Annotated in this window: 21 protein-coding genes and 1 pseudogene; 12 read left to right on the top strand and 10 right to left on the bottom strand. The window is 37.5% G+C overall.

What is annotated here, in order from left to right; all coding sequences use genetic code 11:
* The first annotated feature begins 237 nt into the window (after nt 1-237).
* Nucleotides 238-447, top strand: a complete 210-nt coding sequence (locus tag FJR38_RS12075; protein ID WP_168537291.1) for a molybdopterin-binding protein — start codon at nt 238-240, stop codon at nt 445-447.
* A 125-nt stretch (nt 448-572) separates the two neighbouring features.
* Here the strand turns inward: FJR38_RS12075 and FJR38_RS12070 are convergent, their stop codons facing one another.
* Both FJR38_RS12070 and FJR38_RS12065 read right to left on the bottom strand, forming a co-directional pair.
* The gene (locus FJR38_RS12070) at nt 573-947 is read right to left on the bottom strand and encodes a hypothetical protein (RefSeq protein ID WP_168497823.1); all 375 of its coding nucleotides are present in this window, start codon (nt 945-947) and stop codon (nt 573-575) included.
* A gap of 227 nt (nt 948-1174) precedes the next feature.
* Entirely contained in the window at nt 1175-1522 is a 348-nt protein-coding gene (locus FJR38_RS12065) for a hypothetical protein (protein WP_168497825.1), read from the bottom strand.
* A 474-nt stretch (nt 1523-1996) separates the two neighbouring features.
* On the opposite strand from FJR38_RS12065, the gene FJR38_RS12060 reads away from it, so the two are divergent.
* Nucleotides 1997-2467: a phosphate-starvation-inducible PsiE family protein gene (locus FJR38_RS12060; RefSeq protein WP_168497827.1), complete on the top strand. Its 471-nt coding sequence runs from the start codon at nt 1997-1999 to the stop codon at nt 2465-2467.
* 277 nt (nt 2468-2744) lie between these two features.
* Here the strand turns inward: FJR38_RS12060 and modA are convergent, their stop codons facing one another.
* Nucleotides 2745-3572, bottom strand: a complete 828-nt coding sequence (gene modA, locus FJR38_RS12055) for a molybdate ABC transporter substrate-binding protein (RefSeq protein WP_168537289.1) — start codon at nt 3570-3572, stop codon at nt 2745-2747.
* Between the two features lie 215 nt (nt 3573-3787).
* Between modA and FJR38_RS12050 the strand changes: the two genes are divergently transcribed.
* Together FJR38_RS12050 and FJR38_RS12045 are read left to right on the top strand one after the other, a co-directional pair.
* Complete coding sequence (locus tag FJR38_RS12050; RefSeq protein ID WP_168537287.1) at nt 3788-4030, top strand: hypothetical protein; 243 nt, start codon at nt 3788-3790, stop codon at nt 4028-4030.
* A gap of 137 nt (nt 4031-4167) precedes the next feature.
* Nucleotides 4168-5955 (top strand): iron uptake porin, encoded by a 1788-nt coding sequence (locus tag FJR38_RS12045; protein WP_168537285.1) that lies wholly within the window; start codon nt 4168-4170, stop codon nt 5953-5955.
* 242 nt (nt 5956-6197) lie between these two features.
* Here the strand turns inward: FJR38_RS12045 and FJR38_RS12040 are convergent, their stop codons facing one another.
* On the bottom strand, nt 6198-10331 hold the full coding sequence (locus FJR38_RS12040) for a diguanylate cyclase domain-containing protein (protein WP_168537283.1): 4134 nt from the start codon (nt 10329-10331) through the stop codon (nt 6198-6200).
* A 396-nt stretch (nt 10332-10727) separates the two neighbouring features.
* On the opposite strand from FJR38_RS12040, the gene FJR38_RS12035 reads away from it, so the two are divergent.
* On the top strand, nt 10728-11648 hold the full coding sequence (locus FJR38_RS12035; RefSeq protein ID WP_168537281.1) for a carbohydrate ABC transporter permease: 921 nt from the start codon (nt 10728-10730) through the stop codon (nt 11646-11648).
* Between the two features lie 206 nt (nt 11649-11854).
* Here the strand turns inward: FJR38_RS12035 and ruvC are convergent, their stop codons facing one another.
* Nucleotides 11855-12346 carry a crossover junction endodeoxyribonuclease RuvC gene (gene ruvC / locus FJR38_RS12025; RefSeq protein WP_168537277.1) on the bottom strand — a complete coding sequence of 164 codons (492 nt, stop codon included), beginning with the start codon at nt 12344-12346 and terminating at the stop codon, nt 11855-11857.
* Between the two features lie 177 nt (nt 12347-12523).
* Here ruvC and yvcK point away from each other — a divergent pair, with 177 nt between their 5' ends.
* Together yvcK and tsaE are read left to right on the top strand one after the other, a co-directional pair.
* Nucleotides 12524-13897, top strand: coding sequence for a gluconeogenesis factor YvcK family protein (gene yvcK / locus FJR38_RS12020; RefSeq protein ID WP_168537275.1), 1374 nt, complete (start codon nt 12524-12526; stop codon nt 13895-13897).
* Between the two features lie 41 nt (nt 13898-13938).
* Entirely contained in the window at nt 13939-14376 is a 438-nt protein-coding gene (gene tsaE / locus FJR38_RS12015; protein WP_168497844.1) for a tRNA (adenosine(37)-N6)-threonylcarbamoyltransferase complex ATPase subunit type 1 TsaE, read from the top strand.
* A gap of 28 nt (nt 14377-14404) precedes the next feature.
* On the opposite strand, the gene FJR38_RS12010 is transcribed toward tsaE, so the two are convergent.
* On the bottom strand, nt 14405-15730 hold the full coding sequence (locus tag FJR38_RS12010; protein ID WP_168497846.1) for a dihydroorotase: 1326 nt from the start codon (nt 15728-15730) through the stop codon (nt 14405-14407).
* Nucleotides 15731-16049: 319 nt separating this feature from the next.
* Here FJR38_RS12010 and lepB point away from each other — a divergent pair, with 319 nt between their 5' ends.
* The 4 genes from lepB (at nt 16050) to FJR38_RS11990 (ending at nt 20624) form a co-directional block, all read left to right on the top strand.
* A complete protein-coding gene (gene lepB / locus FJR38_RS12005) occupies nt 16050-16703 on the top strand; it encodes a signal peptidase I (RefSeq protein WP_168497848.1) in 654 nt (217 codons plus the stop codon).
* Nucleotides 16704-16707: 4 nt separating this feature from the next.
* The gene (locus FJR38_RS12000; protein ID WP_168537273.1) at nt 16708-17484 is read left to right on the top strand and encodes an MOSC domain-containing protein; all 777 of its coding nucleotides are present in this window, start codon (nt 16708-16710) and stop codon (nt 17482-17484) included.
* A 216-nt stretch (nt 17485-17700) separates the two neighbouring features.
* Nucleotides 17701-18837: a circadian clock protein LdpA gene (gene ldpA / locus FJR38_RS11995; protein WP_168537271.1), complete on the top strand. Its 1137-nt coding sequence runs from the start codon at nt 17701-17703 to the stop codon at nt 18835-18837.
* Nucleotides 18838-18890: 53 nt separating this feature from the next.
* The gene (locus tag FJR38_RS11990; RefSeq protein WP_168537269.1) at nt 18891-20624 is read left to right on the top strand and encodes a R3H domain-containing nucleic acid-binding protein; all 1734 of its coding nucleotides are present in this window, start codon (nt 18891-18893) and stop codon (nt 20622-20624) included.
* Between the two features lie 226 nt (nt 20625-20850).
* On the opposite strand, the gene FJR38_RS11985 is transcribed toward FJR38_RS11990, so the two are convergent.
* Nucleotides 20851-22068 carry a DUF4336 domain-containing protein gene (locus FJR38_RS11985; protein WP_371418190.1) on the bottom strand — a complete coding sequence of 406 codons (1218 nt, stop codon included), beginning with the start codon at nt 22066-22068 and terminating at the stop codon, nt 20851-20853.
* Nucleotides 22069-22296: 228 nt separating this feature from the next.
* Nucleotides 22297-23173: pseudogene (locus FJR38_RS11980) on the bottom strand (hypothetical protein).
* A gap of 33 nt (nt 23174-23206) precedes the next feature.
* Between FJR38_RS11980 and FJR38_RS11975 the strand changes: the two are divergent.
* Complete coding sequence (locus FJR38_RS11975; RefSeq protein WP_168497863.1) at nt 23207-23497, top strand: glycosyl hydrolase family 31; 291 nt, start codon at nt 23207-23209, stop codon at nt 23495-23497.
* 61 nt (nt 23498-23558) lie between these two features.
* Here FJR38_RS11975 and FJR38_RS11970 read toward each other — a convergent pair whose 3' ends face one another.
* Complete coding sequence (locus FJR38_RS11970) at nt 23559-25142, bottom strand: GIY-YIG nuclease family protein (protein ID WP_168537265.1); 1584 nt, start codon at nt 25140-25142, stop codon at nt 23559-23561.
* A 31-nt stretch (nt 25143-25173) separates the two neighbouring features.
* On the bottom strand, nt 25174-25740 hold a 567-nt coding region (locus FJR38_RS11965; protein WP_174763984.1), incomplete at its 5' end, for an aldo/keto reductase.

Below are 25740 nucleotides of genomic sequence, written 5' to 3'. Positions count from 1 at the left end.
CAAAGAGGTGATAAGTCTTGTGGCATGGTTTTTTGGAGAGAATTTGGATTAAGTCAAAGTTTGACTACATATTAAAGTTGATTGATTTAAATCAACTTAGTTGGTATTATACCTTGAAGTAAAGATAATTCAGTACCATACCACCAATAATTTTGGTAAAAATCTCAAATTTTGTGGATTTATCGGGTACTGCAACTATTTTTCGTGTAAATCCAAAAACGTCAAGGAAGATCGAAAATGCAAATTAGTGCGCGTAATGCTCTTAAAGGTATTGTAAAACAAATTGCCGTTGGTTCTGTGAATACAGAAGTAACAGTAGAAATTGGACCCGGTGTAGAAGTAACAGCAATTATTACCAAATCATCAGCAGAAAATCTCAAACTTGCTGAAGGTAAAGAAGTATATGCGATCGTTAAATCTACAGATGTAATAATTGCTATTGACTAAAGCAGTCGGAAAAATACAATAATGTAGAGACGTTATATATAACGTCTCTACAAAGATTTTAGGAGATACACATTGATTTTTTCAAATTGATGGAAATACCATATCAGTTATCAATAAAAGTCTTTTCAGCTATCGGAAAAGTCATCTTCTAGGAAGACATCATCTATATTTATTAGCCAGGGAATACCATTATTAACTGGTGAACTAATACTAATTTTAGCTTGGTTTGCAAACCGTTTTAGTATGTCAGCTAAGTAGGGAACAGTAGTCATGATATTCTGGTAACTTTCGATATCATAACAAATTAAGATTAACATTAAAATACCACTATTGATCTTAAAATACCAGTGGCAACTAGACAATAAAATTCTGACGACATTATTACAAGCAAAGAAAAACCTCTTCTTAGTTATTTCTTCTAATTGAATCAACAATAGTTCACTGATTTTCGTAGTCTTATAAGAAGGTAAATCATCTGGAGATAGATATGGTTTAGTCATAGAATTTCGTCCTTGTTCAAAAGAACTAGAGACTGACGTAATTTGAATAATTTAGCATAATCAACTAATAAATCACGTCAGATGTTAAGACATTTCAAGGTGAAACTGTTCACTATCATACGAATGTTTATATAATTCGTATGTCCTGGACATCAATTTTACTTAGCAATTAAAATACAGAACTACATCAGGTTTTGTAGTTATTGCTAATAGACTTAAAAACTACATTATTGTTCTTGAGTAGTCATCCAAATAAGTTCTAACCACAAATGCGGATAATCTTTTTTCACCCTTGATAAAGGATCGCGGAGTAATTTGGTAGCATTTAAGCAAACAACTTCAGCTAGTCCTAAATATTTTGCTACTTCTCTGAGTAAATTCTTCTCAGTTACTATAGATGCAAAAATTTCCTGAGGACAGTAAATCCCAATATACGAAACAGGGGCAATACAAGAACGCATTAAACAAGGAGTTATTACTTTCACATAACAATGACGTAGCAATTCCCATACTCGCGGGTGCATTTCTTCGATAATAGTGTTAAAGTTATCCGCTAATTTTTCTTCAGTAATCATAATTCTCTCCCTTGCTGGTGCATAATATTGCAACCAGGATAAAGAACTTTTCTAGTTCCAAAAATCATTAATTGTTGAAAATCTTTTCACTTGCACCTGAAAACTCCTCATTGTTAACGGTGCGTTATAGAAATCATCAAAACCGAATTTTCCAAAAAAAACTGTATTGTTTACTACTCTTTACCAATTAATTTGGAAGAATCCCCAGTTGTGAAGTTCTGCAAGCGATCGCACAGCAAAACTAACAAATGCTACCAAAAAGCCAAAAGACGCTGAAGGAGAAGCACTAGATACACTGTGATGGAAAACTTTTTAAACTTTCTCATGCCCTTTTCTCTCCCATATGAAACTTGACAAAAGTAGATCCTTCCCCGCTACATGATTTGTAATTAATAACTGTAATTCACCGATCTGAAAAACCCTATATTCTTGATTATCATATAAATAGAGAAATATAACTTTTCTGAAAATACCATGCCAAAGCGGATATTTATAGAAGTAAATAGTTGGTTTAAGCGAGATAGAATTGTCCGTAACTTAGAATTTTTTCAGGATATTATTGTTATCTCTCTTTGTGTAAGTTTATTTTGTGTAATGCTGATCCGATTAGGAGATATGTTTTTGTCGTTTTTACATCCATTAGATTTACGGCAAGTCACATCTGATATTTTGTTTATTTTGATATTAGTAGAACTGTTTCGCTTGTTAGTTGATTACCTACAAGAACGGAGTATATCTGTAGGTGCAGCAGTAGAAATTACTATTGTTTCAGCTTTGCGAGAGGTAATTTTACGTGGTGTATTAGAAATTCCCCGCGACCAAATTTTCGGACTTTCTGTATTTCTATTAGTTTTAGCAGGAATCTTTCTGGCTTTACCTTGGATGTCTCGCTTATTAGAGCAGGTAAAAACTACTCACCAAGAAGCTATAGAACCAGAATCATAATGACATTAGAGACGTTCCATGGAACATCTCTACAAAGGTTCTGGAAAACGCATATTTAATTTTTAGAGCCGTCTCTTTTGTTCCTCATTTACCTACAATCTACTGTATTTTGGGTAATATAGCGGTATGCACTTGAGTGAGATACAGTCAGCCAATTGCAAACCCTGTAGGGGCGCAGGGTCTGCGCCCTAGATTGTATTGCATCCTACCGATAACCGCTATAGGTAAAATAATCTTCTTACCTATTCCCAATCTGCTTAATGAGAAAATCACATGATTAAGGTAGAACAAATCCGTATTTTTTGAATACTTTCTTAGCTTGTTCACTAGATAAAAATTTGGAAAAATCCTTAGCTGCATCAATATTTTTGCTGCGCTTCATAACTGCTAATGGATAAATAATCGGAGAGTGGTATTTTTCATCTGCTGCAACTACAATTTTTACTTGATTCGAGATTTTGGCATCAGTTATATACACTAAACCTGCATCAGCATTACCAGTTTCTACAGATGCTAAAACTTGACGCACGTTATTAGCAAAAACTAATTTGGGTTTCACATTTTCCCAAATTTTCAACTTTTCTAATACCTGTTTTGCGTATTGTCCAGCGGGTACGCTTCTAGGTTCACCAATAACAATTTTTTTGATTTTTGCGTCTCTGAGATTGTAGAAACTAGATACACCAACAACATTTTTAGGGACTATCAAAACTAGACGGTTTTTGGCAATGATATTACGAGTACCCGCTACCAAAAGTCCTTTTTGTTCTAAAGCATCTACTTGTCTTTTAGCCGCAGATATAAACATATCCGCTGGCGCACCTTGTTCGATTTGTTGCTGTAATGCACCGGAAGATCCAAAGTTATAACTAATATTGACGTTTGATTTACTTTGTTGGTAGAGAGGTTTAATTTCTTCAAGTACGTCTTTTAAACTAGCTGCGGCAGATATGAGTAAGTTGGTATTTGATTGTGCTACGACAGGGGAAGAAGTAACAGTTGGTAAACTAATTGCGAGCAGCAAAGTAGTAAATGCTGTAGCAATTAAGACTAAAATTCGTCTTCTTTTTATTCTCAAACTAGACTTAGAGAAATTTTTACTCATGGAATTAACACTCGGTATACTTTTACCAAGATTATCATATTTTTACCAAAATAATTGGTAAAGTTGTATTTAGAAAATAAATTTTGTATCATCAGACACTTTTTAAAAAATAGAGCTAGAGCATAATTACCAACTAATTTGGTGACTGTACTGCTCTAAAATCCTACTTGTTGGGAAGATGAGCTTTTTTTACTAGATAATGGATATAACCTGTAATGGCAAAAGATTCTGATTTTTTAGCTAATTTAACTGATTTTCTCTATCCTCACTACAGATATTACGGTCAATTTAAGCCAGAATATTTGGTTTTTAACTCGAATTTACAGGAATTTTCTCAAAGAGTCAGTTATGTTTGTAACCTGCAAACCGCTGGTAAGCTTTCACCAGAGGATGCTTACACTCAAATTAGAATGCTTTGGAAGCAATTAAAAACTGCTAAAAAGCAGCTAAAAGTTTAGCCAACCCATTTTTGAGCGGAAAAATACCTAATTTTACCAACCATAGAAAATCTGTAGTCCTTGATACAAATTACCAATTAAATTGGTAATAATATCTACCTATTAAGTTGGTATTGAAGATTTGAGGTGTGAGGTAAATGTCTACCCTTCTACGGAATTCACTATGGATTACGCCGTTACTGATTGCAGCTAATACAATTGCAGCTAAGGCTGTAGAAGTTGATGCCAAGTTAATTAATTTGCAGGTACAAGACGGTATAGTTTCTGAAACTCAGATATCTGCACCTGTAAGTAACCAAGATTCTAATTCGGAAATAGAGCAGGTAACATCTGTCTCGCAACTGTCAGATGTGCAACCAACAGATTGGGCTTTTCAGGCTTTACAATCTCTGGTTGAGCGATATGGTTGTATTGCTGGATACCCAAACGGCAGTTTTCGGGGTAATCGAGCCATGACTCGCTATGAGTTCGCGGCGGGTCTAAATGCCTGTTTGAACAGGGTTCAGGAATTGATTGCTACGAGTACGGCGGATGTGGTTCAAAAAGAAGATTTAGAAACTCTGCAAAAACTACAACAGGAGTTTGCAGATGGATTAGTAGAAATACGGGGACGGATAGATGGTTTAGAAAGTCGTACTGCTATACTAGAAAATCAACAATTTTCTACTACTACCAAGTTAAGTGGCGATGCAATTTTCACATTAGGTGGTGTATTTGGTGGGGATAGGGCGCTAAATTCTGACCAGTGGAGAACAATTAATAATGTACCTGCGGGAGTAGCAAGAGAGACTGCAAAAAACAATGCCTATGCAGCAGGAGGTCGCCGTTTAAAAGATAATACAATTTTTAGCGATCGCGTGCGCCTGATCTTCGACAGCAGTTTTAGTGGTAAAGACCGCTTACGACTAATTTTAAAAGCTAATAATACTATTGCTTTCAATAGTGCTATTTCTGGCACACAAATGACCCGTGTAGGTTGGGATACAACAGTTAGTGCTGACAACACAGTAGAAGTTGGCAAATTGTTCTACAACTTTCCAGTTGGTGATAAGCTCAGTGTGACTGTAGATGCAATTGGCGGTTCATTTTTTGACAACTTCAATACTGTCAACCCCTTGTTTTCAGCCGCAACAGTTGGTGCTGTGTCTCGATTCGGTCGTTTTGCACCAATTTATCGCGCCAGTAATACTGGTCTGGCTAGTGGTAGAGGTTCTGGTATCAGTGGTGTTTTTAAACTAAATGACAAAATTACTTTGTCTGGTGGTTATTTGGCTAGAAATGCAAATGACCCAAATGAAAGTCGTGGTTTATTTGATGGTACTTACGGTACTTTGGCACAATTAGCTTTCCAACCCAATCAAAAGCTAACCCTAGCTTTAGCTTATGCACATTCTTACTTTAGCGGTGCTGTAGCTGGAGATGTCAGTGTTTCTGGTGCAGAGGGTAGCGTTTTTGCAAATACTCCCTTTGGTGCGAATATTGCTACTTCTGCCAATCACTATGGTTTACAAACTAACTATCGTTTAAATCCGCAGTTTACCCTTGGTGGTTGGGTTGGATATACTCAGGCAACCGCTGAAAACAGTGCTGGTGCTAATGTGAACAAAGGTGACAAAGCAGATATTTGGAATTGGGCTGTTACTTTAGCCCTACCTGATTTAGGTAAAAAAGGTAACTTAGGCGGCATAATTTTTGGTCAACCACCTAAAGTCACAACTAATGACTTTGGTCCAGCGGTTCTCACTTCTACCAGCAACCGTCGTGAAGATAGTGATACTTCTTTTCATCTAGAGGCGCTATATCGTTACCAGGTTAATAACAACCTTTCCATTACCCCTGCCTTGATTGTCATCTTCAATCCAGAGCATAACAGTAATAACGACACCATTTATACAGGAGTCCTCCGCACTACATTTCGGTTTTAATTTATTTTCGGGACTTCCAAATAACAAAACCTGTCATTTTTCTCAAAATTAGGAAATTACATCATGACTCATAACTAGTCTGTCAACTGCTATAAATCCCCTGATTCTAATTATGAGGATTTCCCCATTCTCTATTTCTGCTATTACCAGGACTTACGCAAAATCATGAAAAAATGAACCGCAGAGGATGCAGAGGACAGAGAGAAATAAGAATTTCAGAGAGTTTTTGCGTAAGTCCTATATTACGATAAAACGCTATGGAAATATTGATTTCTGCCATTAGATTTAGCAGTATATAGTGCTTTATCTGCTGCTGTAATTAGGTCATCAGATGTAATATTGTCATTAGGAATGACACTAGTAACACCCATACTTAAAGTAATATACTGTTCTATTGGCGATTGGATATGAGGTATTTTAAAGCTAGTAATAGCTTGTTGAATCTGTTGAGCAACATTTATTGCTCCTTCTAAATTAGTATCAGGTAGAATAACAGCAAACTCTTCTCCTCCGTATCGAGCAACTAAATCTGCGGGGCGTTTAATTCCTTCAGATAGGATTTTGGCAACTTTTTGCAGACAAACATCACCAGATGGGTGTCCATAGCAGTCATTATATGGTTTAAAATAGTCTATATCACACATTATCAAAGATAAATATTTTTGCTCACGTTTTAGTCGCCACCATTCCTGGGTAATATATTGATCAAATTGACGACGATTGGCAAGTTGTGTAAGACTGTCCGTGTGAGCTAAATATTGTAATTCTTGATAAGCTGTATCTAGTTTTTGATAAAGTTGAGATTGTTGGATAGCTACTTCCAATTCTGCGGCTATTTCCGATAATAACTTAATTTCAGCTTGGACGACTGCAAACTGTTCAACGGAAGCAGGTATCTGATCCCAATCAAAGTTATCAAGATGCTTGCTAATGGTATTGGCATAGTCTATCAATAATTGACACTGATGCTCTTGGCCCCAATTGTTGAGACGTTCAATAAATAGTTCTAAGTCGCGGATAGTTAAGGTTTTTCGTAATTTATTCCAGTTAGTGTTGGCCTCTTGAGAGATTTTGATGAACAAGTCTGACACCATTACTATCTCCTCTGGTTGGAAATAAGGTGTGAGATGATGGGGACTTGATTTTTCTGTGAGATTTTTCTGATTCTCTGTAACATAAGAATCCCATTTTAACACTTTTTTCAGTGCTGTTACTAACTCACGACGGGAAACTGGCTTACGGAGAAAACCTTGACATAATGCTTGTAGTTCTATTTTGTCACTTTGTTGAGGTGAAGCAGTTAGCACAATGATGGGTATATTTTGCAGTTGTTGATTATTTTTGAGAAATTGAGATGTTTCTCTACCATCCATTTTTGGCATTCGCAAATCTAGTAAAATCAGGTCAGGATTATATATTTGAGCGAGTTGAATAGCCTGATATCCGTCGTGAGCAAAAATAAGTTGATGGGATGTATCAGCAAAATAGCTGCCAATGAGGTCGAGATTTGATTGCACATCGTCAGCGACGAGGATAATTAATGAGGGAAATTGATCTAAATTTTCATCTTCTCGGATAGTTGATTTAGTAATTGTCAGAGGATTTGATATTGCTAACTGGGAAAAGCGTAATATAAATTTGCTGCCTTTTCCCAGTTGACTTTGTAATTCAATTGTTCCTGCCATCATCTGCACTAGTCTTTGTGTAATTGTCAGTCCTAATCCTGTACCACCATACTTACGATTACTTTGACTATTGCTTTGAGTAAAAGCTCTAAAAATCTTTTCTTGATCACTAGGAGCAATACCAATTCCCGTATCTTCAACTGTAATTTCTAAACAGGTTGTTTCTCTATCATAAATATTTTGATTGCATAGATTAACTATGATTTTCACATATCCTTGATCAGTAAATTTAATAGCATTACCAACAATATTTAGCAGAATTTGTCGGAGTCGCACTTCATCAATTTGGATAATTGTGGGGAGATGATGATCAATTTCGGTTTCTAATTTTATGCCTTTGCTATTAGCTGTTTGGGAAAAGACTATTTTAATATCTTGCAATAATAAACGTAAATCTACAGGTTCAAAGTGAATTTGTAGTTTACCAGCTTCGATTTTGGAAAGATCCAGAATATCATTAATTAAGGCTAGTAAGATTTTACCACTGGAGGATATGGCTTCTATATATTCTTTAGCGGGATTATCGGTGATGGTAGAGGCTAATAGTTCAGTAAAGCCTAATACGGCATTCATAGGTGTACGAATTTCATGACTCATGTTAGCAAGAAACTCACCTTTGGCTTTATTTGCTGCTTCTGCTTCCTGTTTCGCATGAACGAGATCCGCATTTTGATTAGATAGTTCTTGACGACGGGTTTTTTCTTGTTCTAATAGTTGAGCTTGGGCGATCGCTATCCCTAATTGAGCGGCTACTGCTTCCATCATTTCAACTTCTTCTTCTGTCCAATGCCGATAGCGATCGCACTGGTGCAAACCAATTAAACCATTGGGTTTCCCTTGATAAAAGGTAGCAACGGACAACATTGATTTTAAATTTATTTGCCGACAAATTGATTCAGCACTTTCTAATAATGGATCTGCATAAACATTATCAGAAGCGATCGCTGTTTCTTGTTTTAATAACTGTTCTATATGAGGATTGCCAATAGCTGGAATGGTGACGTGCAGTTTAAAGATAGATTCATAGTTACCAGATATATATTCTGCCACTAATGGCACATTTACCACTGGTTCAGTCATATAAGAGTGAATTAAACAACGATTCACCCCAAATGCTTGGCTAATTTGTTGTACTGCTGTTTGTAAAATTTCATCAGGGTTTAATGTTTCCCGGATTTGATCTGTCAAATTTTTTAATAGTAATGCTTTATTCAATTCTTTTTGCAAAGTTATATCTGCTTGAATTCGCTCGGTAATATCTTGGCAAGTTCCATATAATCGCACCACTTTGCTATCTCTAATTTCTGCATGACCAATGGCTTCTATGTAGTTGATTTTACTATCAAATAAAGGAATTCTGAGAACTAAATGATAAGATTCACCTAGTATCATTGCCCTTTGCCAGGCTGCGTGTAATTTTTGCCGATCATCAATATGATATATCTGCAAATTCTCCTCATAATTAGGTTCTGGCAATGCTAAATCACGGTTTAAAATCTGAAATAATTCTTCTGTCCAAGTCATTTTTTGAGTAATTAAATCAAAATCCCAACTACCTATCTTGGCTACTTTTTGGGCTTTTGCTAATAAACGTTGACTTTTTCGGAGTTCTATTTCCACCTGTTTGCTTTTAGTAATATCTCGGAGAATAATAGTAAGAATAACTTCATTACCTGTATTCCATTTAGATATGGAAGCATCAGCAGGAAATTCTGTTCCATCCTTACGTAAAGCAAACAAATCACGATTCCGATAACCCATGGGTCGAGCAACATCGGCACAAGAAATAAAACGTTGAATATGCTGACAATGGACAGTAACAAATCGTTTTGGTATGAGAACATCTAAAGATTTGCCAATAATTTCTGAAGCAGTAAAACCAAAAATTCTTGTTGCCCCCTGATTAAATAGGGTAATTTTCTGGGCTGTGTCTATGCAAATAATGGCATCGTCAGCTACATCTAAAATACCAGCTAATTTAGTCTGGGTTGCCTTTAACTCAGTTTCAACTTTTTTCCTTTCAACTAATTCCGCTAATAATTGGAAATTGGTATTTTCTAACAGTGTAGTTCTTTGGTTAATTTGGAGTTCTAACTCTTGATTATTTTGGCGGACTTTTTCTAAAAGAGTAGCTTGTTGAATAGCGATCGCTATATTAACTGACAATTGCTCTAGAAACCGGATCTCTGATGGTTGCCAATTCCAGGAACTTTGGGAATGATGAGTAATTAAAAATCCCCAGATTTGATGATTTACATAAATAGGAACAACTAAATTAGCTTTGATTTGAAACTTGTCTAGAGCATTGAGATCAAAGTCACTGAAGCCAGTATGATAAATATTAGCGATCGCTTTAGGCATCATCTTCGGCATTAAACTTTGCCCAATAGATTCCAGCCAACTTTGCTCAAAACACTCATCCCAAATTGTCTGATGTAGAATTGGTTGCTCTGATTCAGTAACAGCCTCAAACAAAACTTCACCACTCCAATTTGGCTCTAATCTGTAAATAATCACTCGATCTGCTGCCAATAACTGCCGAATTTCTTGCACCGCAGTATTAAGAATTGTTTCTAAGTCTTGGGATGCTCGGATACGCAGCACCATATCCAACAAAAGTTTTTCTTGTCTTGCTTGGGAAGTTAGTTCATTAGTGTTATTTTTGATATGGTAATTTAAATCATCATTCATAAAGCTGAGGAAATATATAGCAGAATTCAGAAATAAACAGGTTTTGGCGGAATGTCTGTACAAGAAAAAAGAACAGTAATAAGGCAGTTTTGGGCAATTTTACTTTTCTACACACATTTTGGTGATCTCCCCCACTTTTTCGGCAAGTATGAATTTTGACCAAAAAGTTATCATTATTATAGTTGATTCAAGATAAATAGGACTTACGCAAAAGGCGTTGCTGATTAAGAGTATGATTTTGTTTCACGCAGAGGCGCTCCAGTCACAGAGAGGAAGTAGGGGTAATTCATGAATTACCCCTACGCAAGAATAAGGTTTTGAGTTCAATCTTGCGTAAGTCTTAATAAAAACTCTAGAAAAACATCCCCTAATTACTAGAACCTCATTTTTAATGATATGCCGCAATTAACATCAAAACAATGGATTTTAATTCAACAAAAAATAACTCCATATTTATTTTTATTGCCCGCCTTAATTATTTTAACCTTAACTGTTTTTTGGCCAGCCATACAAGCCTTTTATCTCAGTTTTACTAACTATGAAAGTATCGGAGATCCTCCCCAATGGATAGGCTTAAAAAACTTTCTGCGTTTATGGAAAGACACTGTTTTTTGGCAAACCCTAGAAAACACATTCCTTTATCTTGTGGGTGTTGTCCCAATTTTAGTATTTTTACCCTTAGTTTTAGCAATTTTAGTCAATCAAAAACTGCGGGGTATGAATTGGTTTAGAACAGCATACTATACCCCTGTTGTAATTTCTATGGTAGTAGCAGGCATAGCCTGGAAATGGTTATATGCAGAAAACGGATTACTCAACCAAATTCTCAAAACTTTAGGGATTTTTCCCGAAGGCATACCTTGGCTAACAAGTCCAGATAAAGTATTGGGAATTATCCCCATTTCTTTAGCCAGTATTATGGCTGTAACGATTTGGAAAGGCTTAGGCTACTACATGGTTATTTATTTAGCGGGATTACAATCCATTCCCGCTGACATCTACGAAGCGGCAGCTATTGATGGTTCAGATAATATTCGTAAACATTGGGATATTACCATACCCTTAATGAAACCTTATTTAGCTTTAGTAGCTGTAATTTCTGCAATTGCGGCTACTAAAGTTTTTGATGAAGTTTATATCATGACTCAAGGCGGACCACTCAACAGTTCTAAAACCATCGTTTATTATTTATATGAACAAGCATTCAGTAATTTAGAAATTAGCTATGCTTGTACAATTGGTTTGGTACTATTTCTCATCATCTTAGGTTTATCAATCTTGCGATTAGTTGTAAATCAGCAAGATGGTAATTGGTGATTTGTCAGTTGTCAGTTGTCAGTTGTCAGTTGTTAAGAAGTTTTTCCTGCTCCCCTGCTCCTCTGCTCCCCTGCTCCCCTGCTCCCCTGCTCCCCTGCTCCCCTACTCCCCTGCTCCCCTGCTCCTCTGCTCCTCTGCTCCCCTGCTCCTCTGCTCCTCTGCTCCCCTGCTCCTCTGCTCCCTGACTCCTGCTATAATTGGTCATCTCACAACTGAAATGAAGCAGTTAAAGCCACTGCTAAAGCATCGGCTGCATCATCTGGCTTGGGAATTTCATCTAAATCCAACTCCCGCATCACCGCCTCTTGCACTTCTGCCTTATCCGCCTTACCATAGTTCGTTAAAGCTTGTTTAATTTGGGGTGGGGCAAATTCCACATAAGGAAGCTTACGCTGTCCTAGAACCAACATCAGTACACCCCTGGCTTGGGCAACAACAATAGTATTGGCCATCCGATAGAAGAATAATTTTTCAATTGCCACCAAATCCGGTTGCAACTCCTCCATCACTGTGTGTAAATCGTCAAATAAAGTACACAGTCGTTGAGTCATTTCCATATCGGCAGAAGTGCGAATTACCCCAAAATCTACCATCTGCACCGTTGTCTCTTGTCCTTTAGTTTGACTTTGTTGCCAATTAATCGCCCCAAATCCGATAGTTGCTAATCCTGGATCTATTCCTAAAATGCGTTTTTTCATGAAATTCTCTGTAAAATAACCGGGTAAAAGGCAACAGGCAAAAATAAAGATAAGTATTCTGTTAATCCCTGAAATTATAAAGGAATTAATAATTCTTATAGTTTCTCCTCTAGTCTTGAAAGCAAGTAATGTAAAGTTTCTGTTAGATATTGTTTGTACCAACGTTCCCTATTAGGTATGTTCATCGGTTTTCTGAAACAAGCCATTCATTCGCTACAACTACAGTCGCACAGTCGTACTTCTCATCGGGTTAACCAATGGTTCAAATGGTTATCCCCTGGGTTGTTTGTGAAACGCTGGTTGTTTATAACTGTTGGGGGTGTTGTGTTGGCCAGTTTGGGTTTAGCTATTTGGGTGAAGCTAACTCCAATTTTCTGGATGATAGAGTTACTTAGAGGTCTTCTCGGATTCTTCGCCAATATTTTACCCAACTATATCAGCGGTCCCTTACTCCTGCTCTGTGGTGTCCTATTAGTGCTGTGGGGGCAATCCCGCACTGTCGGTTCAATTACCGAAGTGTTAAGACCAGGAGTTAATGAGGAGGATTTGATAGATGTTCTCTTAACCCATCGTCGTTTATACCGGGGACCAAAAATCGTGGTCATTGGTGGTGGGACTGGACTTTCAACTTTACTCAGAGGCTTAAAAACCTACAGTGCTAATATTACCGCTATTGTCACCGTAGCAGATGATGGTGGTTCTTCTGGCAGACTGCGCGAAGAATTTGGCGTTTTACCACCTGGAGATATCCGCAACTGTTTAGCAGCACTAGCAGATGAAGAAAAATTACTGACAGAATTATTTCAATATCGCTTTCGGGCGGGGGATGGTTTAACAGGTCACAGTTTTGGTAATTTGTTTTTAACTGCCATGACTGATATTACTGGCGATTTGGAACAGGCTGTTGCTGCTAGTTCTAAGGTATTGGCAGTGAGAGGACAGGTTTTACCCGCTACGCTTAGTGATGTCCGTCTCTGGGCAGAATTGACAGATGGCCGCCGCATTGAGGGTGAGTCTAATATTCCTAAAGCTGGGGGAAAAATTGTCAAAATTGGCTGCATTCCTGAAAATCCCCCAGCATTGCCCGCAGCTATTAAGGCAATTAAAGAAGCTGATTACATTATTATTGGTCCAGGTAGTCTTTACACTAGCTTAATTCCTAATTTGTTAGTTCAAGAAATTGCTGATGCGATCGCTGCTGTCAGTGTACCCCGCATTTATATCTGCAATATCATGACTCAACCAGGAGAAACTGATGGATATAGTGTTGCTGAACATATTCAAGCCATAGATCATGCTTGTGGTGACAGAAGGTTATTTGATGCCGTATTAGTTCATAAAAAAACACCTTCAGCCCAAGCACTTATCCGTTATGCTCAACAAAATGCCCATCCAGTTTTTTTAGATAGAGAAGCTGTTACCCAATTAGGACGACGATTAGTTCCTGCTAATATTTTATTTGAAGATGAAAATGGTGCTGTTCGCCATGATCCGCAAAAACTAGCTAAGGTTTTATTAAAATGGTACAGTGGAGCGCACCACGGCAAGTAAGAATAATTGACAATTGATAATTGACAACTAACAACTGACCAATGACTAAAATTTTCCTTCCAGACATAGAAGCAACACAGCAATTAGGAGTTACCCTTGGGGAAACTTTGGCTGCTGGTAGTGTGATTTTACTAGAAGGTGATTTAGGGGCTGGTAAAACTACCTTGGTGCAAGGCATTGGTAAAGGTTTGGGGATAATTGACTCTATTGTTAGTCCTACTTTTACTCTCATTAATGAGTATACAGAAGGACGTATCCCCCTTTATCACTTGGATTTATACCGCTTAGAACCTCAAGAAGTTACAGGTTTGAATTTAGAAAGTTACTGGGAAGGGATAGAAGTAGCACCAGGAATTGTTGCTATTGAATGGGCCCAACGAATGCCATATTTACCAGATAGTTATTTAAAGATATGTTTAAACTATGGTGAAGATGGCGATCGCCAAGCCGAAATTACCGCTGTAACAACGAACAATTGACAATTGATAATTGACAATTGACAACTGACTACGATTTTGAAAAAGTTAAAGCTTGTCCGCGAATTTGGGTATTTAGCTGTCCTTGATCATAAACAATTTCACCGCCGACAATTGTTGTCACAGGCCAACCTGTTAAATTCCAACCTTCAAAGGAACTCCAACCGCACTTACTTAAAACTTCTTCCCGTTTAACTTCACGGTAATTTTTTAAATCTACCAAGACTAAATCAGCATCATAACCAGGAGTAATTTCTCCCTTATTGGCAATACCATAAGCTACAGCTACGGCTTTAGACATCCATTGCACAACTTGGGCAACAGTACATTTTCCATCCATAGCCGCAGTTAACATTAAAGGTAAAGAAGTTTCTACACCGGGCATTCCGGAAGGAGTGTTCGGGTAAGTTTGGGCTTTTTCTGCTAAGGTGTGGGGGGCGTGGTCAGTAGCAATAAAGTCAATGATACCATCACGTAAAGCTTGCCAGAGAACTTCATTATCATGGGGCGATCGCAATGGTGGATTCATCTGTGCTAAAGTACCAATTGTTTCATAAGCACTTGTATTTAAAAGTAAATGCTGTGGTGTCACCTCTGCTGTCACCCAACTAGGTTTATCCTGACGCAGTAACTCCGCTTCCTCTGCCGTTGACATATGCAGAATATGCAACCGTCTTTGATATTTTTTAGAAAGCTTTAATGCCAATTGGGTGGCTAACAATGCAGCTTGGTTATCTTGAATTTGGGAATGAATAGCAATATCTTCAATACCCGCAAACTCCTGTTTTCGTTGATTAATTCTGGCTTGGTCTTCTGCATGAACAGCAATTAAACGGTTTCCCTGAGCAAAAATCGCCTCTAATGCCTCTTCCTGGTTCACCAACAACTGTCCGTGCATTGACCCCATAAAAATCTTAATTCCCGGTGTTGGTTGGGCAGAAAGTAAATCTGGTAAATTATCGGCCGTAGCTCCAATAAAAAAGCCATAATTAACTAAACACTTATTGGCAGCCCGTTGTAACTTGTCATCTAAAGCTGACTGGCTAATGGTTAAAGGTCTTGTATTGGGCATTTCTAGAAAGGAAGTGACTCCACCCTTAGCACAGGCACAACTAGCCGTAAACAGGTCTTCCTTATGTTCTAGACCAGGTTCACGGAAATGTACTTGGGGGTCAATGACACCAGGCAACAAAGTTAATCCTTGCGCGTCAATTTCTTGAGTAACTCCAGCAGAATCAATTTCACTGCCAACTTTGACTATTTGGCCATTAGATGTTAATACATCCCCAACCATTAACTCACCATTAGGTAAAATAATTTCAGCATGGCGAATCAGTAAACTTTGTGGAGTTGACATGGATTTAAAAGTTGTAAGTATAAAGGAACTCTTGATGGTTGATAGATAAATTCTGCATCAAGGTAAACTTAAATTGCACAAAAAAATCATCAATTTTGGTTTTGTGTTAAAAAAGGGTTATGGTCAAGCAAACCAAGAACTCTCGTGTTTAATGATATCAAGTCTTTTTGTTTAAGTCTAAACTAGTACAACAGGGTGGAATTAAAAATTAATAATTAAAAATTTACAAAGCAGACTACACAAGCCTTTTACAAATTTTTAATGGTTGGTTGACTGACTCCGTTGCGTACTAATCTCTTACAATTACTTCAGTAATTTCATGCAAAATCAAGTGTCTGATAACAACTCTAGCCAACAACCCGATAATTCCTGGTTCATAGAGCTAGGTAAAACCATTATTTTGAGCGTCTTCCTGGCTTTTGGAATTCGGACTTTCGTAGCTGAAGCCCGTTGGATTCCTACCGGTTCTATGGAACCAACCCTCCATGGTACACAAAACCAGTGGGAAGCAGATAAGATTATTGTTGATAAGTTAAAGTATAAATTTGCTAACCCACAACGGGGAGATATAGTTGTATTTTCACCTACAGAGCAGTTACGAAAAGAACAATACAACGAAGCCTTTATTAAGCGGATTGTTGGTTTACCCGGCGAGAAAATAGAACTTAAAGAGGGTAAAGTTTACATCAATAATCAACCACTAGCAGAGGACAAATATGTTTCCTCTCCTGAAAGCACCTTAGTTAATGTTTGTACCTCCGGTCCCCAGCCTCCTTTTCTAGCTCAAGCAGAAACCATTCCGCCAAATTCATATTTGGTATTAGGCGACAATCGTGGCAGCAGTTATGATGGACGCTGCTGGGGTGTTGTTCCCCGCAATAATATTATTGGTCGGGCTGTAGTTCGTTTCTGGCCACTTAATAAAGTTGGCGCTCTTGATAAATCCCCTGTCCACCCACCTGTACAGCCATGAATTCATGGCATATTTAGCAAAAATTTTGCTCTATCCAATTAAGTCATTGGATGGTGTAGAAGTGGAAAAGTCCACTATTCTTTCCAGCAGCGCACTTAGGCATGATCGTGAGTTTGCATTTGTTGACGCACAAAATAGATTTGTGAACGGTAAGCGTTATCCGCAAATCCTGATGTTACGTTCAGAGTTTTTCCTAGAACAAAGGTTGGTAAAGCTGAAGTTTCCTGGGAAAAATTCAGAACAGGTTTTTCATTTAGATGAAGAACACTCAGCAATAGCCGCAACTGTCAGCGATTTTTTGGGTTTTCCTGTGCAATTACAGCAAAATACCGCTATGGGTTTTCCTGATGATACAGATTCACCAGGAGCAACCATCATTAGTACAGCGACTTTAACAGAAGTTGCGTCCTGGTTCTCTGGTATCAGTGTTGATGAAATGCGGCGGCGAATTCGTGCCAATCTGGAAATAGATGGCGTTCCCGCTTTTTGGGAAGATAGGTTATTTGCTGCTGGTAGTGAACCAGTAGCCTTCACTGTGGGAGACGTGAAGTTTTTGGGAATCAATCCATGTCAACGTTGTGTAGTTCCTACAAGGGATTCTTACTCAGGGGAAGTTTATCCAAATTTTCAGAAAATATTTGGGCAAAAACGCCAAGCAACTATGCCAATATGGGTAAATATAGCCCAATTTAATCACTTTTATAGATTGAGTATAAATACGAGAGTTCCCGTTACAGAAGCGGAAAAAATGATTACACTAGGCAGTAAGATTGAAATTTAACAATAGGACTCCTATTTGATTTTTGAATAAAACTCCGTATACCTTGATTTATTGTTCCCTGTTCCCTGTTCCCTGTTCCCTGTTCCCTGTTCCCTAGCTCTACGAGTAAATTTAGAAACCAAACCGGATTCCTATATAAAAAATTAGTAACAAAAAAATCTAAATTTTCCTGATGACAGGCTGCAATTTCCAGTGGAATAAACGCATAATGGAAATGTGACTGATTTATTCGCCCCTTTACAATCCCTAAAACAAGGTAACTGGTTCAAGTTGATTTGCGGAGCTAGTTACCAACATCTTCCGGCGGTCAGAAGTTTAACATTAGCCTACACCTTGGCTGGTGCTGACTGTATAGATGTAGCAGCCGATTCGGCAGTTATTGCCGCTACTCAAGAAGCTTTACTAGTAGCCCAAAGTTTGGCTAAGGAAGCCCAAGAGCGAGGCTTTGCCTTTACAGGTGATTTGCCTTTATTAATGGTCAGCCTCAATGATGGAGAAGATTCCCATTTTAGAAAAGCCGAGTTTAATGCTCACGACTGTCCTAGTGATTGTCATAGACCATGTGAGAAAATTTGTCCAGCCCAAGCAATTTTATTTAACAATACCAAAGATGATATTTCCGGAGTAATTTCTGAAAAATGTTATGGCTGTGGCCGTTGCTTGCCCATCTGTCCCTATGGGATAATTTATACAAAATCTTATGTGTCAAAGCCGGGAGCGATCGCGCTCTCCACAGGTATCGCATCAACGGGAATAGATGCCGTAGAAATTCATACTCAAGTAGGGCGGTTGCCAGAATTTCAACAGTTATGGCAGGCAATCACACCTTGGGCAGATAAATTAAAGTTAGTAGCCATTAGTTGTAACGATGGTGAAGGACTAATTGATTACCTAAAAGCAATTTATGATTTGATTGTCCCCCGTCCACAGTTTTTAATTTGGCAAACTGATGGCCGTTCTATGAGTGGTGATATTGGTGATGGTACTACTATCGCCACAGTGAAATTAGGACAAAAAGTTTTGGCAGCAAATCTACCGGGATATGTGCAGTTAGCAGGCGGCACTAATAGTTACACTGTTCCTAAACTACAGGGGATGGGACTTCTCCAAGAGGCAGGGGAGCAGGGGAGCAGGGGAGCAGAGGGGAAAGAGTCCCCAGCTTTTATCTCCGGGGTTGCCTATGGTAGCTACGCCCGTGTATTGCTGTCACCCATTCTTGACCAGTTGGAAAATAAGGAGGTGATTAACACTGATAGTCAAAACAATATCCGCTTGGAAACAGAACCGGAATTACTCTGGGAATCTGTAAAACTTGCCCATTCTCTCGTTTCCCAGATTAAATCTCAGCGGTAACGCTTAAATCGCTCCAATCTTATCTCTAAAAACGTCAGTCACCCATAGAAAGCATGACGATTACAGAAGATCTCCAAAAGTTGTTAGACATTTTGCCCCAAGACCTCCAACAAAAACTAGAGAATCATCCTAAACGAGATAATTTAGTTGAGGTGGTATTGGATTTAGGCCGTCGTCCAGAAGCTCGGTTTCCCCATGCAGCAGAGTATCTGAGCGAAACACCTGTTACTCAAGCCCAGATAGATGATTGCATTCAACGAGTTGGAAATTTTGGGGGGGATAATCGGGCCGGAATTGAGCAAACTTTGCATCGGATTAGTGCCATCCGCAACCGTAGTGGTAAGATTATTGGCTTAACTTGTCGTGTCGGCAGGGCGGTATTCGGAACTATTGGCATGATCCGCGATTTGGTGGAAACTGGTAAATCAATTCTCATGCTAGGTCGTCCTGGTGTTGGTAAAACCACGGCTTTAAGGGAAATTGCCCGTGTGTTAGCGGATGACTTAAATAAGCGAGTGGTAATTATTGACACATCTAACGAAATAGCTGGAGATGGTGATGTTGCTCACCCAGCCATTGGTCGTGCTAGACGGATGCAAGTTTCTAAACCAGAATTACAACATCAAGTCATGATTGAGGCTGTGGAAAACCATATGCCAGAAGTCATAGTCATTGATGAAATTGGGACAGAACTGGAAGCTTTAGCGGCTCGTACCATTGCCGAAAGGGGTGTGCAATTGGTAGGAACTGCTCATGGTAATCAGATTGAAAACCTGATTAAAAATCCCACTCTGTCTGATTTGGTAGGTGGTATTCAGGCTGTGACGCTAGGAGATGATGAAGCTAGACGACGTGGTTCGCAAAAGACGGTTTTAGAACGTAAAGCTCCACCGACTTTTGAGATTGCTGTGGAAATGCTAGAACGGCAACGCTGGGTAGTTCATGAATGTGTAGCGGATACGGTTGATACTTTGTTACGGGGTCGTCAACCTAATCCACAAACTAGGACGGTTGATGAAAACGGCAAGGTTGGCGTTGTTAGACAGTTGGCTGTGGTCAATGGTGGCAATGGACATCTTGCTAATGTGGAAGAATCTTTCTTAGCTACTAAACCTAATGGTTGGCGTTCTTCTGGACAAATGGTGGCTTTACCGCCGTTGTCTTTAGATCGGGAAAGACCAACGGGACGCAGTGAATTTGACCGGTTGTTAGATGAATCTTTCAATTACTCAGAAAGTATTGATTTTACCAGCCGCAAACAAGCAGGTCCAAATGGAGAAGATTTACCATTGCACATTTACCCCTATGGGGTGAGTCGTCACCAACTGGAACAGGTGATTAATGTGTTAAGTTTGCCTGTGATCTTGACAAAAGACTTAGATAGTGCTGATGCTATTTTGGCTTTGCGATCGCACGTCAAGAATCACGCTAAGTTAAGACAGATGGCTAAAGCCCGTCATGTACCTATTCATGTGATCAAGTCTAGTACAATCCCTCAAATTACTCGCAGTCTCCGCCGATTACTGAATATTGATGATCCAGAACTTGGCGACGACCGCGAATTACAACTGTTATTACACAACGGTAGTGATGATGAAATGGACGCTTTGGAGGAAGCTCGACTTGCTGTGGAGCAAATTGTGATCCCTAAAGGTCAGCCTGTGGAATTACTACCCCGTTCTTCCCAAGTGCGAAAAATGCAGCATGAGTTGGTGGAACATTATCGTCTCAAATCCGATAGTTTTGGCGAAGAACCCAATCGCCGATTAAGAATTTACCCGGCGTAAGTTCTTGATGAATTTCCTCTGAAAGGATTGTTTTTAAATCTTTTCAGGGGATTTTTTTATTGTTTTTGAGTAAAAATTATAGCGTTGTTGTAAAAAATCTACATAGGGCTTGCTGATAGCTGAAGCTATAAAATTTGTCTGTGAGGGTAGGGAACAGCGAACAGATAAGAGGTTTTAGGCGATTTTACTTTTCGTTATATATGTTGGTTTTTTTCCGTTCACCTACTTACACCTTATCCCTAGCTGGTGGCACAATACCAAACTTATTTAATCCTGTATCAATATCTCTCAATAACTTAAAATTATCCTCCGGTAAAGGATAACTATTACTACTAACTAAACCCCTAATTGGCTGTTTTTCTAAAAACGAAAATGCTTGGCGAAATTGTTTTGGTTCGGCTTTAATTGGGGCATCGAAATGACAGGGAATAATCCATTGAAAATCCCAACTGGCAACTTTATCAGCCCAATTTATTGTTTCGCCCGGTGCGCGATTTAAAATCAAACTTTGTAAAATTGGGGCAACAAATAAACGCCCATTTCCTTGCAAAATATCAAAGGAACGTTGCCAATTTTCTTGCCATTGGAAGGGAAAAAACCCAAAATAAGCTTTTCTAGAACGTTCTGGGGCTTTCTGGGCATCTGTAAATATATCTTTCCATGAGGGTACATTTAATACACTCGGTTGAAAATACAAGGCAAATAATGTTACCCGTTGCCATCCTTTACGGCGGTTTGCTTGGGTATCTGCAACGATGTTAGAGGCTTTGTCTTTGGCGTGGTACAGCAAGGGGTAGGGGTCAAGTTGAACGATCGCTGGTGGGTCTGCTGGTACTGAAACTATGGTATCTGTAAGTAAGAGAGTATGCGATCGCTTGTGGAAAAAAGCCACCTCTGCAAACTTACCCAAACCTAAATCAATAGATCCCAGGATTGCATAATCAAAATCCTCAGCAAAAGGGGCTTCCTGGCTATTCTCAGGCAATATCCGAGTGCGTTTACCTGGTAAACCCAACCAACTCAAAGGCAGATTCAGCGGAAAACTCCATTGTTCAGGGGCAACAAATATCTGTGCATTGGGAAAGCGTCGCGCAAAGGGACCAACAAATACCTTATGTTCTATTCCTGATATCGTTGGCAAAATAATATACTTAATATCACCGTGTTCTGCTACCAACTCATTTACCAAACGGACACATTCTCCTGTCGGTGCGACAGGTGCATAAACCAGCAAACCGCCTTTTTCTAACTTAATCACAGTCATGCGAATTGGCACAATTACATAGAAAATTCCCTGTAATTGATCAAAAGTCCAGATTGTATCTTTAAGAACTTCTTTACGGATAGTGCGACGTTTACCATAAGGGTAAATTGGCACAACAGGCCAAAACCGCCATAAAAAATCCTGGGGATGAATTTGTTCTATGTCTTCACTTTCAACCACTCTGCGAACCTCCCCCAATACCGGATACTCAGATTTTTGTTTGCTTTGCCAATTTTTGGAGTTTAGCAAATTATGGGGATGATCAATATAAAATTCTTGATTTCTTAGAGAAATTGAGGATCTGAGTATGAGAGATTATCGTAAATTAGCTAACATGGTGAAATCCGTTCTGTGGATTTTCCTGATATTGCTATTTCTGTGAAGAGATTATTGGGAATTTAGTTTATTTCATATCCCAGCTTGAGTTAATACTTCACTTAAATCAGCAACTAAATCTAAAACTTCTGCCCATTCTGTTAAATAACCATAATCTAAATTTTCTGCTTGTAGCTTAATTATCCCCAAAACATCCCGCCATTGTTTTTCTGATTTACTTCCCTTTCCCCAGCGCAGTTTTTGTAAAATAATATCTTCTGCTGAAGCTATCCAAAACGTAGGAATTTCCTCCACATCAATTAATATTTTTCGATTCATTTGCGATATAGAAAAAGGTGAATTATCCTGAATATATATATCAGCATTAGCAATAGTTTCTGTATGGGTAATATTTAACATATTTCCATAACCACGTTGCAAATCTTCTACCGCACCTTCTGGACAATAATATCCAGATGCTTCTAAAGTTTTTACCAGTAAATCTATTTGATTTGGTTTAACTTCTATCACCAAATCTAAATCACGAGTAGAACGTGGTTCTCCATGAATAGAACTAGCAACACCTCGATTAACATAGTAATCAATATTAATTGATTCAAAAAGTTGATGTAGTTCTCCTGCTAAAGAAATTGAATCTTGAATCCACATATTTTCATCAATACCTTTTGGTTGAAAATCAGGAGTAAATTTTTCTCCTAATACAGCACAGATAAATAGATCACGAATTTCTTGTATACTTAAATTCTGATGTCGAGATTTAATTCCTATAAGACATAGTTTTTTAACTCCTCGTTCATGGCTAATGAATCTTTCTATGCGTTGTTTTAATGATAATTGTCGCCATTTTTTGAAAGAAATAAATATCAGCGTTTATATCTGTGTCTGGGCTTTGAGGTTGATAAGTAGATTTGGGAATTTTTGGGAAAAACAAGTTTGATTTTTTCAACATATACCTAATATAAATTGAAAGGAGATAAAAATAATGACATCAGGATATTTAGCAATTGTTAAAGATGGGAAAATAGAATTACTCGATTCTGTATCTATTCCAGAAGGAACAAAAGTATTTATTATTCCGATTCTACCAGAAGACAATAATACAGAAGAAAGAGAAAATTGGGAAAGTTTTTCTTTAAATAACTTAAATCAATGTTATGTAGAAAATGAACCAGAATATATATTAGAATCAATTAAAGAATATAACCCTAATTATGAAAGTAATATTATATTAACTCCTATTCCTCAAGCAAATGGAGAAATTAAAAATGTATGAACGAATGCTATAGCTGAATACTTATAAGTTTGATTTTTCTAGCATATTTTAGAATTCAATATCATATCATACTAAATGAGAATTTAAGTTTAGATATCCCACTTGAGTTTAAACGTTCTGTAATAATATTTACTACCTCAGCATAAGACATATTATCTTTTGTTCCAAATGGAATATCTGTTTTCCACTTTCCATTTAAAGTTACACTGATTTTAGAAGGTTTTAAAGTAGTTCTAGCAGAAACATAATACTTCTCTATGTAACCTTCATCTGGATTAAGTTCTACTTTGATAAAGTCTGATAAATATTCTTCTAGTAATAACCATAATACTTTATCTACTTTGACATTCAAATAAACTGCTTCATAAGGAAAGTGATCTAAACTATTTTTTTGATTTATTAAACCTTTATTACCATATATAATCTGAGAATAATGACCTGGTTTTCTTAAATCACCATACAAAAAAGGTTTAACATATATTGTCATAGTTCTATCTGAGTTATTGTCAACATAATTATTATCAGTTGGTATTCTTTCCAAATACTTGTTAACTTGATAGGAATTTATATCAATTCCTCGTTCTGTTAATAAATTTTGCAGGTATATTTTCTTAGCAGCGAGGTTAACGAGTCGAGAAGATAAGTTATTATTATTTTCTAGTTTAGGTTTTGATTCTATTGGTAATGTTTGGAATTTCTTTTGATTTATCTCTTCATTAAATAATAACTTAACTAAATCTATTTTATATGGATTTAGTCTTTTTAATGCTTGATTGCAAACTATTTCATATTCTGAATTATCTCTATCAGAGTATAGACAAATTCCAGCATCATTAAGTTTACAAGTATCTTTCAAGATATTCAGAGTATTTTCATTCATTACTCTAATATCTATTCCTGCTATTTGCATCAAATCGTAACAATCGTAACTTTGAATTTTTTTTAAAACTTCTCTATGAATCATAGAAACTTCTATTGCAAAACCATTAACTAAGAGTCTTCTCGTTAAAAATGTCCCGTATTTTTCATACTGTTTATTAGCTGGATTAAGAATCCAATTGCTTGTATAGTTAATACGCTTTTTGAAGACATTTCTTAAAAATGTGAATAATACTTTTAGTTTGTCAATTTTAACCTCTTCTAAATTTATACAAATATGTATTACACTCAAAGGTAAAACTGATTTTTGAATCCTTCTATCACTACTAAAAGATTGACATTTTGCCATAAAATTAAGATCATCTTTTCGTGGTGGTTCTACACCCAATATAAAACTATATGGTGCAATAACAACTAAAGTTTCTCGTAAAAGTGTTTCTGTAGGACGTAGTTTTTTAGTTTTAACTATTGTTCCATTCAATTGGGGATTATACTGTTCAATGCGTTGCTGTTCAATTACGTCAAGTTGAGTTTCATGAACAAACTCATAATAAATAGTAAAAACCTTTTTTCTTTGCTTTTCTAACTGATAGATTCGATGGTGACTTTTTCCAGCCCAACGACTACGTAAATTTTTTGCTAGTCCTATATACCAAATAATTGATTGATCATCAATAACATAGTATATTCCTGATTTTTCAGGTAGTTGTTCTCTGCTTTTTAGAGGTAGATTAGGCAATTTTGAAATAAATTCGTCCTTATTCATGTTTATTTCGAGTTTTATATTCTTAGAAATTTCACTTTGTCTGAAAAATATTCTGCACCATTTTTTTCTCCACCCTATCAGCAGCATTATCCAACTCTATCACCTCACCATCACTCAAAAACCATCCCAAAGCGCCAATATTTTCTTGTGATTGTTCCAAACTTTTAGCCCCAGGAATGGGAATTGTGCCTTTACTAATACACCAATTAATAGCGACTTGAGACATAGTTTTATTTCGTGTATTTGCTATTTCTCGCAAACAGCCTAAAAGCGGCTTCATTCCTGGTAATAACTGCTTACATAAAAATCCGCGAATGCCTTTAGGAAAAGTACCATTTTCCGAAAACTTCCCCGTTAATAAACCCAATCCTAAAGGACTATAAGCAATTAATGTAATTCCCAAATCATCACAAACATCTTTTAAACCTAATTCCGTCACTGGATAGGTAGATAAAAGTGAATATTGCACTTGCAAAGTTTTAATAGGTATGCCTCTTTCCTGAAATCTTTTATGTACCCATAAAAGTCGTTTTGTACCGTAATTAGATAATCCTACACCTTTAACTAAACCTTGCTCATATAAATCTGCTAAACCATC

It is taken from the genome of Anabaena sp. UHCC 0253 (assembly GCF_009712085.1).
Classification (GTDB): domain Bacteria; phylum Cyanobacteriota; class Cyanobacteriia; order Cyanobacteriales; family Nostocaceae; genus Dolichospermum.
This window is presented reverse-complemented; position numbering and strand designations above follow the sequence as displayed.

Excerpts from the sequence above, each read along its gene's own strand:
- FJR38_RS11990 (WP_168537269.1), top strand. The coding sequence starts at position 18,891 with ATGACGATTACAGAAGATCTCCAAAAGTTGTTAGACATTTTGCCCCAA.
- tsaE (WP_168497844.1), top strand. The coding sequence starts at position 13,939 with ATGACTAAAATTTTCCTTCCAGACATAGAAGCAACACAGCAATTAGGA.
- FJR38_RS12050 (WP_168537287.1), top strand. The coding sequence starts at position 3,788 with ATGGCAAAAGATTCTGATTTTTTAGCTAATTTAACTGATTTTCTCTAT.
- FJR38_RS12065 (WP_168497825.1), bottom strand. The coding sequence starts at position 1,522 with ATGATTACTGAAGAAAAATTAGCGGATAACTTTAACACTATTATCGAA.
- lepB (WP_168497848.1), top strand. The coding sequence starts at position 16,050 with ATGCAAAATCAAGTGTCTGATAACAACTCTAGCCAACAACCCGATAAT.
- FJR38_RS12060 (WP_168497827.1), top strand. The coding sequence starts at position 1,997 with ATGCCAAAGCGGATATTTATAGAAGTAAATAGTTGGTTTAAGCGAGAT.
- modA (WP_168537289.1), bottom strand. The coding sequence starts at position 3,572 with ATGAGTAAAAATTTCTCTAAGTCTAGTTTGAGAATAAAAAGAAGACGA.
- FJR38_RS12000 (WP_168537273.1), top strand. The coding sequence starts at position 16,708 with ATGGCATATTTAGCAAAAATTTTGCTCTATCCAATTAAGTCATTGGAT.
- FJR38_RS12010 (WP_168497846.1), bottom strand. The coding sequence starts at position 15,730 with ATGTCAACTCCACAAAGTTTACTGATTCGCCATGCTGAAATTATTTTA.
- FJR38_RS11975 (WP_168497863.1), top strand. The coding sequence starts at position 23,207 with ATGACATCAGGATATTTAGCAATTGTTAAAGATGGGAAAATAGAATTA.
- FJR38_RS12045 (WP_168537285.1), top strand. The coding sequence starts at position 4,168 with ATGTCTACCCTTCTACGGAATTCACTATGGATTACGCCGTTACTGATT.
- yvcK (WP_168537275.1), top strand. The coding sequence starts at position 12,524 with ATGTTCATCGGTTTTCTGAAACAAGCCATTCATTCGCTACAACTACAG.
- FJR38_RS12040 (WP_168537283.1), bottom strand. The coding sequence starts at position 10,331 with ATGAATGATGATTTAAATTACCATATCAAAAATAACACTAATGAACTA.
- FJR38_RS12035 (WP_168537281.1), top strand. The coding sequence starts at position 10,728 with ATGCCGCAATTAACATCAAAACAATGGATTTTAATTCAACAAAAAATA.
- FJR38_RS12070 (WP_168497823.1), bottom strand. The coding sequence starts at position 947 with ATGACTAAACCATATCTATCTCCAGATGATTTACCTTCTTATAAGACT.
- FJR38_RS11970 (WP_168537265.1), bottom strand. The coding sequence starts at position 25,142 with ATGAATAAGGACGAATTTATTTCAAAATTGCCTAATCTACCTCTAAAA.
- ruvC (WP_168537277.1), bottom strand. The coding sequence starts at position 12,346 with ATGAAAAAACGCATTTTAGGAATAGATCCAGGATTAGCAACTATCGGA.
- FJR38_RS12075 (WP_168537291.1), top strand. The coding sequence starts at position 238 with ATGCAAATTAGTGCGCGTAATGCTCTTAAAGGTATTGTAAAACAAATT.